General features: G+C 35.6%; 11 protein-coding genes and 1 tRNA gene. 5 read left to right on the top strand and 7 right to left on the bottom strand.

Features of this window, described 5'->3' with window-relative positions; all coding sequences use genetic code 11:
* Position 1: 1 nt before the first annotated feature.
* Positions 2–1,390 carry a dipeptidase gene (locus ACRHOC_RS01295; RefSeq protein WP_431156692.1) on the bottom strand — a complete coding sequence of 463 codons (1,389 nt, stop codon included), beginning with the start codon at positions 1,388–1,390 and terminating at the stop codon, positions 2–4.
* A 107-nt stretch (positions 1,391–1,497) separates the two neighbouring features.
* Here ACRHOC_RS01295 and ACRHOC_RS01290 point away from each other — a divergent pair.
* A tRNA-Leu gene (locus ACRHOC_RS01290) sits at positions 1,498–1,579 on the top strand.
* Between the two features lie 37 nt (positions 1,580–1,616).
* Here the strand turns inward: ACRHOC_RS01290 and ACRHOC_RS01285 are convergent.
* The 6 genes from ACRHOC_RS01285 to ACRHOC_RS01260 all read right to left on the bottom strand — a co-directional run bounded on the left by ACRHOC_RS01285 (position 1,617) and on the right by ACRHOC_RS01260 (position 12,386).
* The gene (locus ACRHOC_RS01285; RefSeq protein WP_431156691.1) at positions 1,617–2,045 is read right to left on the bottom strand and encodes a DUF4174 domain-containing protein; all 429 of its coding nucleotides are present in this window, start codon (positions 2,043–2,045) and stop codon (positions 1,617–1,619) included.
* A gap of 6 nt (positions 2,046–2,051) precedes the next feature.
* Positions 2,052–3,116 (bottom strand): glycoside hydrolase family 53 protein, encoded by a 1,065-nt coding sequence (locus ACRHOC_RS01280; RefSeq protein ID WP_431156690.1) that lies wholly within the window; start codon positions 3,114–3,116, stop codon positions 2,052–2,054.
* Between the two features lie 184 nt (positions 3,117–3,300).
* Positions 3,301–6,267, bottom strand: a complete 2,967-nt coding sequence (locus tag ACRHOC_RS01275; RefSeq protein WP_431156689.1) for an alpha-amylase family glycosyl hydrolase — start codon at positions 6,265–6,267, stop codon at positions 3,301–3,303.
* A gap of 79 nt (positions 6,268–6,346) precedes the next feature.
* Complete coding sequence (locus tag ACRHOC_RS01270; protein WP_431156688.1) at positions 6,347–7,534, bottom strand: SusE domain-containing protein; 1,188 nt, start codon at positions 7,532–7,534, stop codon at positions 6,347–6,349.
* 18 nt (positions 7,535–7,552) lie between these two features.
* Positions 7,553–9,496, bottom strand: a complete 1,944-nt coding sequence (locus ACRHOC_RS01265) for a RagB/SusD family nutrient uptake outer membrane protein (protein WP_431156687.1) — start codon at positions 9,494–9,496, stop codon at positions 7,553–7,555.
* 4 nt (positions 9,497–9,500) lie between these two features.
* Complete coding sequence (locus ACRHOC_RS01260) at positions 9,501–12,386, bottom strand: SusC/RagA family TonB-linked outer membrane protein (protein ID WP_431156686.1); 2,886 nt, start codon at positions 12,384–12,386, stop codon at positions 9,501–9,503.
* Between the two features lie 281 nt (positions 12,387–12,667).
* Here ACRHOC_RS01260 and ACRHOC_RS01255 point away from each other — a divergent pair, with 281 nt between their 5' ends.
* The 4 genes from ACRHOC_RS01255 to ACRHOC_RS01240 all read left to right on the top strand — a co-directional run bounded on the left by ACRHOC_RS01255 (position 12,668) and on the right by ACRHOC_RS01240 (position 18,199).
* Positions 12,668–13,714, top strand: a complete 1,047-nt coding sequence (locus ACRHOC_RS01255) for a LacI family DNA-binding transcriptional regulator (protein WP_431156685.1) — start codon at positions 12,668–12,670, stop codon at positions 13,712–13,714.
* A gap of 131 nt (positions 13,715–13,845) precedes the next feature.
* Entirely contained in the window at positions 13,846–15,195 is a 1,350-nt protein-coding gene (locus tag ACRHOC_RS01250) for an MFS transporter (RefSeq protein WP_431156684.1), read from the top strand.
* Between the two features lie 10 nt (positions 15,196–15,205).
* Complete coding sequence (gene pgmB, locus ACRHOC_RS01245; RefSeq protein WP_431156683.1) at positions 15,206–15,862, top strand: beta-phosphoglucomutase; 657 nt, start codon at positions 15,206–15,208, stop codon at positions 15,860–15,862.
* Positions 15,863–15,892: 30 nt separating this feature from the next.
* Complete coding sequence (locus ACRHOC_RS01240) at positions 15,893–18,199, top strand: glycoside hydrolase family 65 protein (protein ID WP_431156682.1); 2,307 nt, start codon at positions 15,893–15,895, stop codon at positions 18,197–18,199.
* Positions 18,200–18,201: the final 2 nt, after the last annotated feature.

Below are 18,201 nucleotides of genomic sequence, written 5' to 3'. Positions count from 1 at the left end.
TTTAGCTTTTTATGTCAGCATAATACTTATAAAACCATGGTATTGTTTCAATTCCTTTAAGATAATTCCAAATTCCAAAATGTTCGTTGGGTGAATGTATGGCATCACTATCTAGGCCGAAGCCCATTAAGATGGTTTTGCTGTTTAATTCTTGCTCAAATAATGATACAATTGGAATACTACCACCACTTCTTTGTGGGATAGGTGTTTTACCGAAGGTCTCTTCGTAGGCTTTTGAAGCGGCTTTATAACCATCAAAGTCTATAGGTGTAACATAACCTTGTCCTCCGTGATGAGGCGTAACTTTAACTTTCACACCTGAGGGAGCTATACTTTCAAAATGCGTCTTGAATAATTCCGTAATTTCTTCCCAATCTTGGTGTGGTACTAAGCGCATTGATATTTTTGCATAGGCTTTACTTGCAATTACAGTTTTTGCACCTTCACCAATATAACCACCCCAAATACCATTAACATCTAAAGTTGGTCGTATAGAGTTACGTTCGTTTGTGGTATAGCCTTTTTCGCCATATACTGCGTCTATGTCGAGTGCTTTTTTATAATTTTCTAAAGAAAAAGGAGCTTTTGCCATTTCGGTACGTTCTGCATCAGAAAGATTCTCAACCTTATCATAAAAACCAGGAATCGTAATATGGTTATTTTCGTCATGTAAGGACGCAATCATTTTGGTTAATACATTTATAGGATTTGCCACAGCACCACCATATAATCCGGAATGTAGATCTCTGTTTGGACCTGTGACCTCGACTTCGACATAACTCAATCCGCGTAAACCTGTTGTTATTGAAGGTACGTCTTTGGCGATCATTCCAGTATCTGATATTAAGATCACATCATTTTCTAATTTTTCTCGATTTGCTTTCACAAAATGACCAAGATTTTCACTTCCAACTTCCTCTTCCCCTTCAATCATAAACTTTACATTACACGGTAGTTGATTTTCTGAAGTCATATATTCCAACGCCTTAACATGCATGTACATTTGCCCTTTATCATCACAGGCACCTCGTGCGAAAATTGCCCCTTCAGGATGTAATTCGGTTTTTTCAATTACAGGTTCAAAAGGTGGGGAATTCCATAAATCTAAAGGATCTGGTGGTTGCACATCATAATGACCATATACTAAAACTGTTGGGAGGTTTTTATCCATAATTTTCTCTCCGTAAACTATAGGATAACCTTCTGTTTCGCAAATTTCTACGACATCGCATCCAGCTTTTTCTAAGCTTAATTTAATGACTTCAGCAGTTTTTAGTACATCTTCTTTATAGGCAGAATCGGCACTAATTGATGGTATTTTAAGTAAGTCAATGAGTTCATTAAGAAATCGGTCTTTGTTAGCCTCAATATATGATGTAATGGATTGCATACTTCTGATTTTATTTCTCACAAAAATAAGAAAACAGCGACCAATATTTTCTTAAATCAATCCTGTTTGATTATTGAAAGTATTGTTTATATTTGCAGTCCTTATTTGCGGGCGTGGTGGAATTGGTAGACACGCTAGACTTAGGATCTAGTGCCGCGAGGTGTGCGAGTTCGAGTCTCGCCGCCCGCACAAAAAAAGGTAAGCTTCTCAAAATTGAGAAGCTTTTTTAGTTTTTAGAACGAAGTTCAGAGCTTCGCATGGGCATGGAATCAATGAGATCAAATAGATCTTTCTTCGAGATAACAGTAGACTGTGATAATTTGATGCCACCATCTAATCCAATAAGAATTATCCTAAATGGGTCTTTATTGGCGTTGTATTTGTCAAATATTAGTGAACCTTCTACCCATACTTCCTCGTCTAACTGATACTTATTGGGCAGTACTTTGAAAAGTTTAAGTCGTCTTTCATTTAAACCCTGATTATCATTTTCGAGCACCTCTAACTGTTGAGTGAAGGTTGTGTTATTAGTATTATTACCAATTACCAAGACCAATCTGTTTTTCCATTTATAATCTTTCAATTCTTGCGCCATTGATTGCGTTGAAAAGCAGAGGGTAAAAGCAATAAATAAATGCAGACAGGATGTTTTCATATGAAATTAATCGTCAAGGGCATTATTATAATAATTCATGCCTAAAGTTGCTTTTCCGGTATGATCAAATAAGGTAGCATTATCCCAGTGTGATCCCTGTGCCCATTGCGTAAAGCAATCCGTTGATACCCAAGCAGGTTCCCAATATACTAAACCTTTACCACCAGCTTGCTTTATGGCATTAGAGAGATTGTTTAAATAACTCAGTTGACCTTGTTGTGTTGCGGGAAACCCTTCTGTAAGAGCGTCTTGTCCTAATATATTATTAGCACTATCAGCATTATTTAATGTAAATGGATAAGCAGTTTCAACAACCATTAGTTTCTTGTTGTACGTTGTGATTAAAGTAGACAATGGTACACTAACTTCGTTTAATGAATAGTCTGACCAAATTGGATAATATGAAATACCAATCCAATCATAATCGGTAATACCATTTGCGGTAGCTTGCTCAAACCACCATAGTCCATTCTCAGGTTGAGCAATATGCAACATTACCTCAATATCTTTGTTTTTTAGTGTTGCTATAGCTCTAACAGCTTCAATACCTTTATTCAGCAAATAAGAGTTTCGATTCCAGTCAATTGGCCCAGCGTCTTCCTCTTCCTGTAAAATATTAGTATTAATCTCATTTCCAACTTGAACGATATCTGGTAAGAGATTATCATTAGATAATGCATTCAGAGTGTTATAGGTGTAATTGTATAATAGTTCTCCTAATGCTTCCCTATCATCAATTTGATTAATCCAAGCTTGTGGAATGAGTTGTCGTGAAGGATCAGCCCAAGTATCACTATAATGAAAATCGAGTAATACCTTAATGTTTGCATTTTTGGACCGTTGTATCCCTTTTTTTACATCTTGAAAATTTGAATACTCAGTCCATTGCGGATTATGCCATAATCGATAACGCGCTAGGTTAGCACCAGCATTATTAAAAATGGTGTAAACATCACTTTCTGTACCATCAAAATTCTTGTAGGTCGCACCACAATCTTCCATTTCGTTAACGTAAGACAAATCAGCGCCATAAAAAAAAATTAATAGTTTGTTCTTCGACAATAACTTCATCTGGACTTTCACTTTCACAAGAAGCACAAGAAACCACAAGGAAAATGGCAAAAAATAAATTCAATTTATAAATGGATTTCTTTTGCATTGGTACTCAATTAAATTGTTGACATAACACTCAGTTAACTAAAATAATTAAAAAAGGCTTCTCGTTAAAGAAGCCTTTCCTTTAAATACTTAAACACTACATTTTTATCAATTTTGTAGATGAAGTTTGCTCTGTGTCATTTTTTACTTTGACAATGTACATTCCAGAATTTAAGTTCGAAATATCGAATACATCAGTTCTTGTAAAACTGCCTTTATATTGCTTTACCTTTTTACCAGTTAGATCATGAATCTCAACTGTAGATGCGTTCATGTTTATACTAAATCCTGAATTAGTAGGATTAGGATAAATACTAAATCTTGAAAATGATTCTTCATCAATACTTAATGATGCAACAGGTTGATTACCTAAAATTCTAAATTCACCTGGAGTAAGTGTGATAGAAGTTGTAGTTTGGGCAATAGTTGTTGATCCAGTTTCGTCCATAAGATCGTACCAAATGGTTGTGATTCCTGTTGGGAAATCTGTATTTACAGACTGATTTACAACATCAAAATTAGCTAATACTATTACATTATTTAATTGAGAATTAGGAAGTGCAGTATTAAAAACTTCTATTCTTGGAGTAATATCACTAGCTTCAATTGTATAATCACCTTCAAAGACATCTTCAGCAATTTTGAGGGCATTCAATCTTGACCAGTCATCATATATTTGACTTCTATTTGCATCAGATTGCCAGTTATTTACCCATTGTGGTTGCGGTTTAGTGTCTAATTTATTCTCTCCTGGTATAGCACCACCATCTTGATAATTACATTGTCCGTCAGGTAAATTTACAACACCATCCTGTCTTGTAAAAATTGAATTTTCCATACCTAATTCACCGAAATGCCAAATCATTTTAGGGCCTGGAACAGTCAATAACATCGCACCAATTGCTGACATTGTTTTAGTTCTCGATTCAAAGGATGTAGCATTTGATCCAGAAGTATTACCATTTATCAAAGCATGATAAAGTACACGTTCCTCATCATGACTTTCTGCATAACCTATTAATCGTTTACCTAGGAATGATGGCCTACTTTTATGGCCAACACCAGTAATATTTCCATTACCCATATTACAACCTGAGAATTGTCCTGTATTTGGATCAGGGTCTGTATAATAGCCTCTTGCTAGAACAGAGTACGGACTAGTCATTTTACCCCACATCATAACGCCTTTTCCTTCGGCTAAACGATAGTTTGCCCATTCTTTTTCTTCATTTTCATTACCAAGGTGCTCAAAAATAGAGTAGTGGTCTGGGTCAATAGCCCAAACATGGTCTATGTATTCCTTCAAAACATCAATTCGGTCTTGCTGATAGTTTTGGGTACATCCAAAATCACCATTAAAAGTACCATCACCACAATTTTGAGTAAAGCCTTTGGTTAAATCCCATCGGTAGCCATCAATTTTATATTCTTCAACCCAGTAAGCAATAACCTGTTTCACATAATCGCGAGTGTATGTAGAACTATGGTCAAAATCGCTACCTACATTAAATGAGTGTTGAGGAAGTACATTAAAATACGGGTTTTCAGTTGAAGGTCCACCCCAACCATCACCGTCAGGATCATCCATCCACATACGTACTAATGGATTTCTACCAAAGGCATGGTTAAAGGCTATATCTAAGATTACAGCGATTCCATTTTGATGGCATACATCTACAAGTTCTTTAAACTTGTCTGGTGTACCATAAAATTTATCTAATGCCATATGGAATGCCGTATTATAACCCCAGCTTTCGTTTCCTTCAAATTCCATAATAGGCATTAACTCAATGGCGTTTACGTTTAAATTTTTAAAATAATCTATGCGATCTATAATATTTTGATAATTACGGTTTGCATCAAAATCTCGTACTAAAACCTCATAAACGATAAGGTCTTCTTCTTTTGGTTTTACAAAATTGGTCACTTGCCAGTTGTATGGTGATTGACCCGTCTGTAAAACTGTGACTTCACGTTCTTGTCCATCTGGATATATTGGAATATTAGGATAGGAACTAGATGGTATTGTAGGATCATCAAAAGGTGATAATACTAATGATGAATAAGGATCAGCGGCTTTAACCAAATTTGGGGAGTCTGCTATAGGACTCGTGTCAAAAACCCAATATTGATAAGTTTCTATTTGCCCTGAGGTTAATCCGTTAATTTCTAACCAGAATTTATCTGTGGTAGGATCCTTTTTCATAAGATCACTATTGCCAGGTGTATAATTGTTCCAACTTCCAGCAACTTGAATAAAGTCTTTACCTGGAGCAGTTAATACCAGAGTAGCTTTTGTAGCATCCGCATCATAATTAATGCCATCTACTAAACCAGCCGGTAGAGCTTCTTCGGTAACAGTAGGGATAACGAATACTTCTAGAGTCGCTTCTGCAGATTCACCATTGTTTGGTGCAGGAGGAGTTCCGACAACTCTAACAATTCCATATTCAGTAATGTTATTGACCTGCCCATTACAATTAGGGAAACCACAAGTTCCAGAATCTACAGAAACATCATTGAAGAAAATCTCGAATGACCCTTGAACAGTTGTAGAACCTTGAAAGTTTATAATAGAAGTAATAGATAAATTATCACCAGAATTTACGAATACAGCATCAGTTGAAGGAGAAGTAATTTCTACAACTACTCGACCTACATCCTGAAAATTATCGCCACTTTGGCTACTTCCGTCTTGCGATTTTATCAAATAGCCAATCCTAGCAATACCGGTATTATCAAAAAAATCGGTTGGTAATCCAAAATCATAGGTATAAGTACCATCACCGTTGTTTGTAAATTTTGCTGTTTCGGGTGAATTGCCAAAGTCTGTACCTGTCGCTGTTGGATTATTAAATTGAGTCCCATTTGTATCAATATGCCATGCCCAAAGGTAAATGTCTGATTCACCCCATTGCGCATTTGGGTCAAAATTTGAGACGGTTAACGTCACACTCTCATCTTCATTAAAAAATTGTGGATTCCAAGTAAAGGTTTGAGCACTTATAAATTGAAAGCCACTAATGAGTAGAAAGCTTATTAAGAAATGTAAATTTTTATTCATAGCATCGAAATTTAAAAAAGGCTATGTCTGAAACATAGCCTTTTATTCAATTTAAATAGACTTTATTTATATTGATAGACTACTCTAAAGTAATAGTTTTATTCAACGTATCAATAGTTGTAAAATATTGACCATCTGTACCAATAAAGGCAAAGTTTAAATCACCATCTTGAGCATTCTCAAAATTGGCATCTATGGTATAGCCTTCACCTTCGAAGTGAGGATAATTTAATCCTGAACCCCAATCTGTTGCAGTTGTAAAGAATCTAAAGTTATTTCCATCGGTTGCACTTGTGTAATTTACCCAACCTGAATAAACACCATCGCCTTCACACATTAGCTGTACAGGTGTATCCCAAGACCAACCTGCGTCTGTTAATCCTGCACCTACAGCCCACATTTGGTCTAAGTCACAGTTTCCTTGAGCTGTTGGCTCATCTAAAGTAATGGTCTTGTTTAAAGCATCTATAGTTAAGAAGTACTTGCCAGAAGGACCAGTAAATAAGAAGTTGTTGTCACCATCTTGTGCATCTTCGAACATTGGATCTATAGTATAACCTTCAGCTATAAAACCTGGGTAGTTAATTCCAGATCCCCAATCTGTTGCAGTAGTAAAAAATCTAAAGTTCCCATCACCATCAACATTATTTAAAAGGTCAACATTTACGGTGTAAATATTAGTACCAGAACATTTTGCTTCTTGAGGTGTATCCCAAGACCATCCTGCAAATTTCACACCAGCTCCAACTAAGAAGTACTGATCTAAATCACAGACAGCTTGCTCTTCACCAGTAACTTCCAACATTACCAACGTTAGTGCTTGTGAGGCACCAAAATTTTCTTGCCCACCATCACCTAAAAAAGATCTCAATCTAAAGTGAACTTCACCTGTACTTGGTGCAGGCGTATTAGGATCAGCATCTAAACCTAGCTGTGCAGCATAAGCAAGCATATCTCCAATCGTAATTGAAATTTCATTTCCTGAAGTTGCACCGATGACTTCTGCATCTGAAAAATCTCCAGAATTTGATTTCTGTAATTGGTAAGTTACGTTAGTTGGCACATCTAGTTCTGCATTGTCCCAAGTAAAACGTTCAGCTAAATTTGCAGCTGTTTGTGGTGTCAAAAGATATTCCGCAGAAAAACTATTTGTAAAAGTTAAATCTCCGCTATTATCTGTTGTGAAAACTACATCATCTTCAGTTTCACAACTATTAAAACTTATTAAGGCAAATATAAATAGGCCTAAAATCGATAATTTTTTCATTTTTATTTGTCGTGTTAATTAGTATCCTGGATTTTGAGTTAAATTGGTATTAATACCTAAGTCTGTTGCAGGTATTGGCATAAGATCTCTAAAAGATTCCGTTGTAGTACCTTGTTGTACGTTACCTTTCCATTGCCAAATACCTGAATCTGAAAATTGACCAAATCTAATAAGGTCTGTTCTTCTGTGACCTTCAAAGAATAATTCTCTAGAACGTTCATCTATGATGAAATCTAAAGTAAGATCTGATTCTGAAATATTTCCAGCAGCGTTACCGTATGCACGTTGTCTTATTTCATTAACGTATTCAACAGCAGTACTCATAGAACCGCCTCCACCTCTTACAACGGCTTCGGCATACATAAGATAGGCATCTGCCAATCTGAACATTGGGAAGTCAATATCTGTATGATCTCCTGATGAGTCTGAACCTGGATTACCGTTTACATCTACATTTCTATATTTAGCAACAGCATAACCTTGGTTAAATGGACCAACTTCTTCAATATCCTTATTTTGACCATCAGTATATAGTAATTCTCTACCATCTACAGAATCAAATGAGTAAGTCAAAGTATTCAAATCAAGAGTAACTTTATAGAGACCCTCTGATACTGGAATATTAGGACCATCTTGCGAAAGTGCAAAAGGATTTTCACTACTTGGATCTGTACCATAGTTTAATGACCAGTCATTGTTAAATCTAAACTTCATTTCACCATCGGTAAAATTGATATAGCCTTGATAAACGTTTGTAGATAATTCCGCCATTGGGATATCTGGTCCATCCCATCCATTTGGTGTACCACTTCCAATTAGTCCCCAATCTGATAAAGCACCAACAGCACTAGTTGCCGATGCAGTATCAAAATCTTCTAAACTAAACTGATCTACAAAAGTTGGTGTAGTTCTTATACCGAACCATCCTCCGTTGATTCCGAAATCAGCAGGATCCATAGTTCCTCCAACAGGAGCATGAACTAAGAATGTCATACCTCCAAAGGCCTGAGTTCTTAAACCATCAAATGGGATAGTAAAAATAACTTCGTCTTGTGCACCATTAGAATCGTTATCTGCTAAGAAAGAGTGAAAGTAAGGGATGTCTGGAATTGAATAACCAGCGCCTACAATATTATTTACATAAGTGATAACATCAGCATATCTAGAAGTACCTGTGTAAACTTCTGAATTCAAATATAATTTTGCTAATACCATCCATGCAGCTCCTCTGTCAGCTCTACCATATTCGTTCTGACGTGGCGCAGCCATGTCATCGATTATATCAAGTAACTCAGTTTCTATGAAAGCAAATAGTTCTCCACGTTGAATCTGTGGTGGGAAAAATGCACCAACTGGATCGTCTTCAGTTACAAAAGGAGGATTTGCAAATAAATCCATAGCATGCCAATACGATAAAGCTCTCATAAAACGAGCTTCAGCTCTGAAAGTTTGTATTTCAGCTCTTAAATCGGCTTCAACACCTCTGCTACTTAATTTCTCATCTGTAGTTTGGCGTAAAAATTCATTTGTAAGTGCAACTTGATACATAATTCTACTGTACATCGTTCTGATAAATTCGTTACCAGAAGTCCACACTTGACCATGTAAATCTTGAATTGTACCATCATTCCAACCAATAATTGCTTCATCGGTTGTAAGTTCTTGCATTTTCCAATATAGTCTTAAGTAATTAGAAAATCCTTCATCTAAACCAGCCAAGTCAGGAGATCCTGAAGGTCCTTGCTGACCACTTAAAGAAATCCCTGCATATAACTTAGCAAGAAATTGCTTGTATGCATCTGGATCATCAAAAGCAGCTTGAGCTGTGAGGCGTTCATCCTCTGGCTGTAAGTCTAATCGGTCTGCACATGATTGTACAAATAGTACAAGCATAAAGACTACAAATAAACTTTTAATTGTTCTTAACATCATAGCTCTGTTGTTTATATAATTATTCTTCATTTTTTTAAAAAGTAAAATTAAGTCCCAATACAACATCTCTAGTTCTTGGATAGAAGTTGTTCTCTATACCATTTCCTATTTCTGGGTCTAAACCATCATATTCCGTAATGACAAATAAGTTCGTTGCTGTTAATGATGCTCTAAGTTTAACTTTAGAGAACGGAATAGTGTAACCTAAGGAGATATTATCTAATCTCACAAAGTCAGCTCTTTGAATGTAGGCATCTGAAAATAAATTCACATTTGCAAATCCTGTGTTTAATACATCAGAATGTGCATTGGCTAAATATCCTGCCTGACCAATAATTGCATTTACGTTACCATTTGCAGATGCAACATTATTGTAAACATAGTTACCAAAACTTCCTCTAAACGTAAAGTTTAAATCTAAGTTCTTGTAACGGAAATTATTTGTAAAACCTATAAAAGCATCTGGTGTTGCCTTTTTGTAAGCCTGTCTATCATCTTCAGTAATTTGGTTATCTCCATTTACATCTACGTAGGCACCTTCTATAGGATTACCATCATTATCATAAACTTGTCTAAATACAAAGAATGTAGAAGGATCATAACCTGGTCTAAAGATTTGGATAAAGTTACCAACACCTCCAGCAATACCACCACTAGGTGAAGGTAGGAAGAAATTAGGATCATCTGTTAAACTCAATTTAGTAATTTCTTGTTCTTGGAATGTAACGTTGAAATTAGTATTCCACTCAAAGTTCTCTTTTTGTGCAATAACTCCATTTAAACTAAGCTCTAAACCACGACTTGTTACCTCACCTACATTTGTAAATAAAATATCAGTTAAGTTAGATCCTGCAGCAGGAGGAACTCGAGATATTAAATCTTCAGTCTCTCTGTAGTACGCATCAATGGTACCTGTAAGTCTATTATTAAAGAATCCAAAATCTAAGGCTACGTTATATTGTGTGGTTTCTTCCCATTTAATATTCTCATCATAACCTTCTGGTCTTAGTGTAGGGATAAAAGTATTTCCTACTTGTATAAAGGCAGCATCATTTCTTGCAGGTGTGTAAAGTCCTAAATAACCGTAGTTTTGGTTAAACTCTTGTTGACCAGTTACACCCCAACCTGCTCTTAATTTAAGGTTAGAGAAGAACGAATTTTCCATAAAGCTTTCGTTCGTAAGTTTCCAACCTAAAGAAAGCCCTGGGAAAGAACCCCAACGGTTATCTTCACTAAATCTTGAAGAGCCGTCACGTCTAAAACTCGCAGAAATCAAATATTTATCTGCAATGTCAAAACTTGCTCTAGCAAAATAAGATTCAAGTGCATTTCTATTAATATCAGTATCAACTGTAAGTACAGGTCCATTTGATTGATCTATGTCCGAACGAATATAGAACTCTTGAAATGCATGACCTGCTGTAATATCTAAAGTTGTATTGATAGATTCAACATTAGTTTTGTAATTCAGATAGAAGTCTAATGATGTGTTTCTATTTAAACCAGAAGAGAATCCTCTAAAAGGAAATGCGTCTGGGTTGTTTGGATTTGCTGGTGCAAATCTATATCCATCATTTTCAGCATAGTCGATACCAGCATTAAGATTAAATTTTAAATCTCTTAAAAACCAGAATCTATAGTCTATGTTAAAGTTAGCAATTGCTCTCTTTATAGTCTGTCTGTCGTTTGTGTTTTCTAAAGTAAAAAGTGGATTAGCAGGTGCTAAAGCCGCGCCTAGCTGTGTAAAATTACCATCTTCATCTCTCACAGATTGCGTAGGGTCAAATCTTACTGCTGAACCAATGGCACCAGCATCAGCATAGCTATACTCATCTTGAATACCTCTTGCAACTAAGGTTAACTTTAAATCGTTATCTAAGAATCTGTGTACAAAAGAGGTGTTAAATCCATTTCTTTCATATAAGTCACCTAATAAAGGACCTTCTTGAGAAACATGGTTAAAATTAACTCTGAAGTTGAAATTTTCATAACCTTTTGAAGCTGTGATATTATGAATAGCTCCAATTCCCGTCGTAAAAATTTCATCTTGCCAATCCGTGTTTGCATTTCCAAAAGAACTTGGATCTACGCCATTGGCTTCGGCTAAGGCTCTATACTGGTTGGCATTTAATACATCAACAGTATTTGTAATGCGTCTTGTAGAAGCTTGTAGTCCGTACTCTAATTGTAATGGTTGATTAGCAGATCCTTTCTTGGTAGTAATAAGAATAACACCATTCGAGGCTCTCGAACCATAAATGGCTGTTGCCGAGGCATCTTTTAGTACTACAAAGTCTTCAATGTCTGCAGGGTTTATAGCATTTAATGCATTTCTACTCCCTTGAGCACCTCCTCTTTGATCTATGGGAAGACCATCGATTACAATTAATGGATCATTTACAGCATTCAGCGATGCACCACCACGAATTCTAATTTCACCACCTTCACCAGCAGCACCACCGCCACTTGTGATTCTTACACCTGCTGCCTTACCAGCAATCAGCTGTTGTGGTGCAACAATTGCACCGCGGTTAAATTCTTCGTCGCCTACTTTTTCAACTGCACCTGTAGCATCTTGTTTAGTTGTAGAACCATAACCAATGAGGACAACCTCATCAAGTTGTGCTGCGTCTTCTACAAGTGCAACATCTAAGGTGGAACCACCATTATAAACAATTTCTTGAGTTGTATAACCCAAATAAGAAACTACGATAGTTTCCCCTTCACTAACTTCTAAGGTAAAATTACCGTCAAAATCGGTAGAAGTTCCTCTAGAAGTGCCTTTAATAATGACGTTAACGCCAGGTAAAGGCATGGCATTAGCTTTGTCTGTTACTGTACCTGTTATGGTTGATTGTGCCAACAAGGTTGCAGGCACCATAATAAGACAAAACAGTAAAGCATTTAAGATTGTTTTCATACAGTGTTTTTAAATTAATTGCTTTAGTTAATTGATTTATATTTTCACTTCTTGCGTTAAATCTATGTAAAATTACTGTCCCTCAAGTGTTAAAAAAGATGACATAAGTCACGAAAACGTTATAGTGTTAAAAACTTTTTAAGTCTGTTTAACTTTTTTAAAAAAACATTGAAAAAATGAGGATTTGTCAAATTTTTACTGTTAAAATTGAATTCTTTAGAAAAATTTCAAATTGAAAATTGTCTTATCTTAGCTAAAAAGCATGCATATTTTAAGTTGATATGAATCGAAAAATTACACTTAAACAAATAGCGAAAGAGTTAGAAGTTTCTATTTCTACAGTGTCAAAAGCTCTAAAGGATAGTCCAGAAATTAGCGACGATACTAAACAGAAAATCCAAGCTTTTGCTAAACTGTATAACTACAGGCCAAATAATATTGCACTTAGCTTAAAAAACAGAAAAACCAACACTATTGGTATAATCATACCAGAAATAGTGCATCATTTTTTTTCAAAGGTTATTCGTGGTGTTGAGTTAATTGCAAATCAAAGAGGATATAACGTAATTATTGGATTATCAAATGAGTCTTTTTCCAAAGAGGTCATTAATATGGAGATGCTTGCCAATGGTAGTATTGATGGTTTCATCATATCGATTTCAAAGGAGACTCAACAGCTACAGGATTATCACCACTTTAATGAAACAATGAGTCAAGGAATGCCCATTGTTATGTTTGACCGTGTGGTTTCTGACTTAAAATGCGATAAAGTCGTTGTAAATGATTTGAAAGGTGCGAAGCGGGCAGTCCAGAAGTTGATTGAAAACGGATGTAAATCCATTGCTCTTATTACAACAAAAGACTATGTCAGTGTAGGAAAACTAAGGACTCAAGGCTATTTACAAGCTCTACAAGAGCATCATATTACACCAGAGGCAGATTTGATATTGAAAATGGATGATACCTTAGATTATGAAGAACATTTAGAGGTATTGGAATCTGAAATCGAAGAATTATTTAATTCAAATCCAAAAATTGATGGCGTGTTTGCTGTAAATGAGCTTTATGCCTTATCCGCTATGAAAGTTGCTCGAAAGTTAGGACTTGAGATACCAGATGATATTCAAGTAATAGGTTTTACTGATGGTGTGCTTTCAAAACATGCAACGCCGAGTTTAACAACAGTTAGCCAACATGCCCAACAAATGGGTGAGAGGGCAGCACACTTACTTATTGATAAACTCGAATCAGAAAACACAGATGAAGAAGAACAATATCAAACAGTTATAATTACAACCGATTTAATTGAAAGAGAATCAACTAAATGATTCTTCGATGTTGGCGATTTAAAAAAATAACTATATTTACAACCTGAATCAAAACTTATATTTTCACTTCTCGTTTAAGTTTTGGTGAGTTATAGCTTATCAGAATAGTATTAACTAAATCATACTATTTAATGGAAAAGCGTAGATTAAGCTTTTGGGAAATATGGAATCTAAGTTTCGGTTTTCTAGGAGTTCAAATGGGTTTCGCCCTTCAAAATGCTAATGCTAGCAGAATACTTCAAATTTTCGGAGCAGATGTTCATGAGCTTTCATGGTTTTGGATTGTTGCACCTTTAACTGGTTTAATTGTTCAGCCAATAATTGGTCACTACAGTGACAGAACTTGGACAAAACTTGGTAGAAGAAGACCTTATTTCCTAGTTGGTGCAATATTAGCTTCATTAGGTCTTATACTTATGCCAAATTCAGATATGTTTACCGCATTTATGCCTGCATTATGGGTTGGTGCTGGTATGTTGATGATTATGGATGCATCATTTAATATTGCCATGGAACCATTCAGAGCACTTGTTGCGGATGTTTTACCATCAGATCAAAGAACATTGGGTTTTAGTGTGCAAACGGTACTAATTGGTATTGGAGCAGTAATTGGTTCTTGGTTGCCATATGTAATGACAAATTGGTTTGGAGTAACTAATGAAGCGTCAGTTGGAGAAGTACCTTTTAATTTATTACTGTCCTTTTTTATTGGAGCAACAGTTTTAATAGGTAGTATTTTAGTAACAGTAATTACAACCAAAGAATATTCACCAGAAGAAATGGAGATGATTCATGCGGCTGAGGGAGAAGAAGCAATGGAGGAAGAATCATCAAGTCTAATGAATATTTTTTCAGATTTTGCAAAAATGCCCGAAACAATGCGTCAACTTGCTTGGGTCCAGTTCTTCTCGTGGTTTGGATTGTTTGGAATGTGGGTTTTTGCTACTCCAGCTATAGCATCACATATTTATGGACTTGATATTACAGATACGCATAGTAAAGGATTTCAAGATGCCGGTGACTGGGTTGGGATATTATTTGGAGTCTATAATTTAGTATCAGCTATTTACGCATTTTTTCTTCCTGCTATAGCTAAGAAAATAGGCCGAAAGAAAACACATTCTTACTCTTTGGTTATAGGTGCCCTTGGATTATTATCATTATATATTCTACCAGATAAAAATTGGCTCATATTGTCAATGGTTGGTGTAGGTATTTCGTGGGCAAGTATTCTGGCGATGCCATATGCTATACTCGCTGGTTCTATACCTGCTAGAAAAATGGGAGTTTATATGGGGATCTTTAATTTTTTCATAGTACTACCTCAAATATTAAATGCCTTAATAGGAGGTCCTATGGTTAAATATTTATATAACGACAGACCAATATTTGCACTAGTACTAAGTGGAGTATCATTTATTATTGCTGCACTTCTTGTGTCGAGGGTGAAGGATGTAGACGACACTGTTACAGCAAATTAAAAATATATTAATGAATAAAAAAGGTTTCATATTTGATCTTGATGGTGTCATTGTAGACACAGCAAAATACCACTATTTGGCATGGAAAGAACTTGCTAATAGTCTGGGTATAGATTTTTCAGAAAAAGAAAACGAACAACTTAAAGGCGTCAGTCGAGTGAGGTCCCTCGAAAAGATATTATCTTGGGGAAACAAAACTTTACCGCAAGATGAATTCACAAGATTAATGGCATCAAAAAATGAAGAGTACTTATCTTATATTAATAAAATGGATGAGTCAGAACTTTTACCAGATGTAAAAAAGACATTAATCTTTCTTAAAATGGCAAATCAAGGCATAGCCCTTGGTTCGGCGAGTAAAAACGCAAGATATATCATTGAGAAAGTAAATGTAAAAGATATGTTTGATGCTGTTGTTGATGGTACAGATGTGAGTAAGGCAAAACCAGATCCAGAGGTGTTTCTTATCGCTGCAAAGCTAATAAGTAGAGCTCCAGAAGATTGTATTGTCTTTGAGGACTCAGTTGCAGGTGTGCAAGCGGCAAATAGAGCAAATATGATTTCTATTGGAATTGGTAGTTCTGAAGTTTTATCTGAAGCCGATTACATATTCAATGATTTTACCGAAATTTCAGAAGAATTTATAAATACACTAATAAACAATTAGAATACACTAGGTATTCAAACCCTAATATCAATGAATTTAGATTATATAGTACCCAATGAATGGTCCATCATAGAAGAAGGATTTAACAGAGATAACGTTAAGGCATCAGAGAGTATATTTAGTATAGGAAACGGTGCAATGGGTCAACGGGCTAATTTTGAAGAGAAATACACCGGACCCACATTTCAAGGTAGTTATATTGCAGGTGTTTACTATCCTGATAAAACTAGAGTAGGATGGTGGAAAAATGGCTATCCAGAATATTTTGCTAAAGTCCTTAACGCACCTAATTGGATTGGAATCAATGTGTCGGTCAATGGTGAACCACTCGATCTTTTTGCATGTGAAAAGGTAGATAATTTCAGAAGAGAGTTGAACATGAAAGAAGGTTGGCTTTCTAGAAGTTTTAATGCGACCTTAAAAAATGGTGTTGAGGTTGAGGTAAGTGCAAAACGATTTTTAAGCTTAGATCGTGAGGAATTAGGTGTTATAAATTATAGTGTAAAGCCTGTTAATGCTAATGCGACGATTGATTTTCTACCATATATCGATAGCGCAATTAATAACGAAGACACAAATTGGGATGATAAATTTTGGGATACCCTAAGTGTGTCACAAGATTGTAAGAAGGCATTTATTCAGGCCAAAACCATGAAAACTGAATTTTATACCTGCACGTTCATGCAGTCTCAATTATTCTACAATGAACAGCTTGTAGACTTAAGTCCAGGAATAGATAAAACCTCCACGCATGTTGCCTTTTCTTATCAAAAAGAAGTGAAGCAGGGCGATGTATTTACAATACATAAATTTGGTGGTTATACTTCGGATCGAAATCAGGACAAATATGAGTTGGTTAATGTGGCTAAATCGGTTCTCGATGAGGCTATAAAGGTTGGATATGACAAACTTTTAACTGAGCAAAAGGAAGCCTGGTCTCATATTTGGGAAATGGCAGACATCACAATAGATGGTGATGTTAAGGCACAACAGGGTATACGTTTCAATATATTTCAACTTAATCAAACCTATCTCGGTACCGATCCAAAACTCAATATTGGACCAAAAGGATTTACTGGCGAAAAATATGGAGGTAGTACATATTGGGATACAGAAGCGTATTGTATTCCTTTCTACATGGCAACAAAAGATCAAAATGTTGCACGTAATCTTTTAACGTATCGTTATAAGCATCTTCAAAAAGCGATAGAAAATGCTGAAAAGCTTGGATTTAAAAATGGAGCAGCATTATATCCAATGGTAACGATGAATGGTGAAGAATGTCATAATGAATGGGAAATAACTTTTGAAGAAATTCATCGTAATGGTGCCATAGCATTTGCTATTTATAATTACCATAGATATACAGGTGATTATACGTATATCCCTCAAATGGGATTAGAAGTTCTTATTGGTATCGCTAGATTTTGGCAACAGAGAGCATCTTTTTCAGCAGACAAAAACAAATATGTGATCTTAGGTGTAACCGGACCAAATGAGTACGAGAATAACATTAATAATAATTGGTATACAAATTACATTGCAAAATGGTGTATTGACTATGCTGTAGAAAATATTGAAAAAGTACAACAGGAATATGCCACAGACTACACACGTGTTATGAATAAGGTGAAATTGTCGAAGGCAGAAATTGAGGATTGGAAGGCAGTAGCCAATAACATGTATTTCCCATATTCTGAAGAACATAATGTATACCTTCAACAAGACGGATTTTTGGATAAAGAACTAATTACAGTTGAGGATTTAGACCAAACGCAACGACCAATAAACCAAAAGTGGTCTTGGGATAGGATTTTGCGTTCACCATATATTAAGCAAGCCGACACCCTTCAAGGTTTTTATTTCTTCGAAGATCACTTTACAACCGAAGAATTGGAACGTCATTTTGATTTTTATGAACCATTTACGGTTCATGAGAGTTCATTATCTCCATGTGTACATAGTATTCAAGCCGCCAAATTAGATAGAATGGACCAAGCATATACCTTCTATTTAAGAACATCACGTTTAGATCTAGACGATTATAATCATGAAGTGCATGAAGGACTTCATATTACATCTATGGCAGGTACTTGGATGAGTATTGTTGAAGGATTTGGAGGTATGCGTGTTAAAAATGATCAATTATCATTTGAACCTAAAATACCACAGCAGTGGGATGGCTATTCTTTTAAGGTGAATTTTAGGCATCAAATAATCAAAGTTATAGTTGATAAAGATCGAACGCATTTTGAGCTTGAAGGTGATAACGAATTAGATATTTTGGTTAATGGTAAAACGGTTACCATTACACCAAATAGCTTAGTTACTATATAACG

It is taken from the genome of Winogradskyella poriferorum, assembly GCF_050618035.1.
Classification (GTDB): domain Bacteria; phylum Bacteroidota; class Bacteroidia; order Flavobacteriales; family Flavobacteriaceae; genus Winogradskyella; species Winogradskyella poriferorum_A.
The sequence above is the reverse complement of the archived record's forward strand: the minus strand, read 5'-3'. Positions and strand labels throughout refer to the sequence as shown.

Excerpts from the sequence above, each read along its gene's own strand:
- ACRHOC_RS01280 (WP_431156690.1), bottom strand. The coding sequence starts at position 3,116 with ATGAAGTTATTGTCGAAGAACAAACTATTAATTTTTTTTTATGGCGCT.
- ACRHOC_RS01295 (WP_431156692.1), bottom strand. The coding sequence starts at position 1,390 with ATGCAATCCATTACATCATATATTGAGGCTAACAAAGACCGATTTCTT.
- pgmB (WP_431156683.1), top strand. The coding sequence starts at position 15,206 with ATGAATAAAAAAGGTTTCATATTTGATCTTGATGGTGTCATTGTAGAC.
- ACRHOC_RS01265 (WP_431156687.1), bottom strand. The coding sequence starts at position 9,496 with ATGAAGAATAATTATATAAACAACAGAGCTATGATGTTAAGAACAATT.
- ACRHOC_RS01255 (WP_431156685.1), top strand. The coding sequence starts at position 12,668 with ATGAATCGAAAAATTACACTTAAACAAATAGCGAAAGAGTTAGAAGTT.
- ACRHOC_RS01285 (WP_431156691.1), bottom strand. The coding sequence starts at position 2,045 with ATGAAAACATCCTGTCTGCATTTATTTATTGCTTTTACCCTCTGCTTT.
- ACRHOC_RS01275 (WP_431156689.1), bottom strand. The coding sequence starts at position 6,267 with ATGAATAAAAATTTACATTTCTTAATAAGCTTTCTACTCATTAGTGGC.
- ACRHOC_RS01260 (WP_431156686.1), bottom strand. The coding sequence starts at position 12,386 with ATGAAAACAATCTTAAATGCTTTACTGTTTTGTCTTATTATGGTGCCT.
- ACRHOC_RS01270 (WP_431156688.1), bottom strand. The coding sequence starts at position 7,534 with ATGAAAAAATTATCGATTTTAGGCCTATTTATATTTGCCTTAATAAGT.
- ACRHOC_RS01240 (WP_431156682.1), top strand. The coding sequence starts at position 15,893 with ATGAATTTAGATTATATAGTACCCAATGAATGGTCCATCATAGAAGAA.
- ACRHOC_RS01250 (WP_431156684.1), top strand. The coding sequence starts at position 13,846 with ATGGAAAAGCGTAGATTAAGCTTTTGGGAAATATGGAATCTAAGTTTC.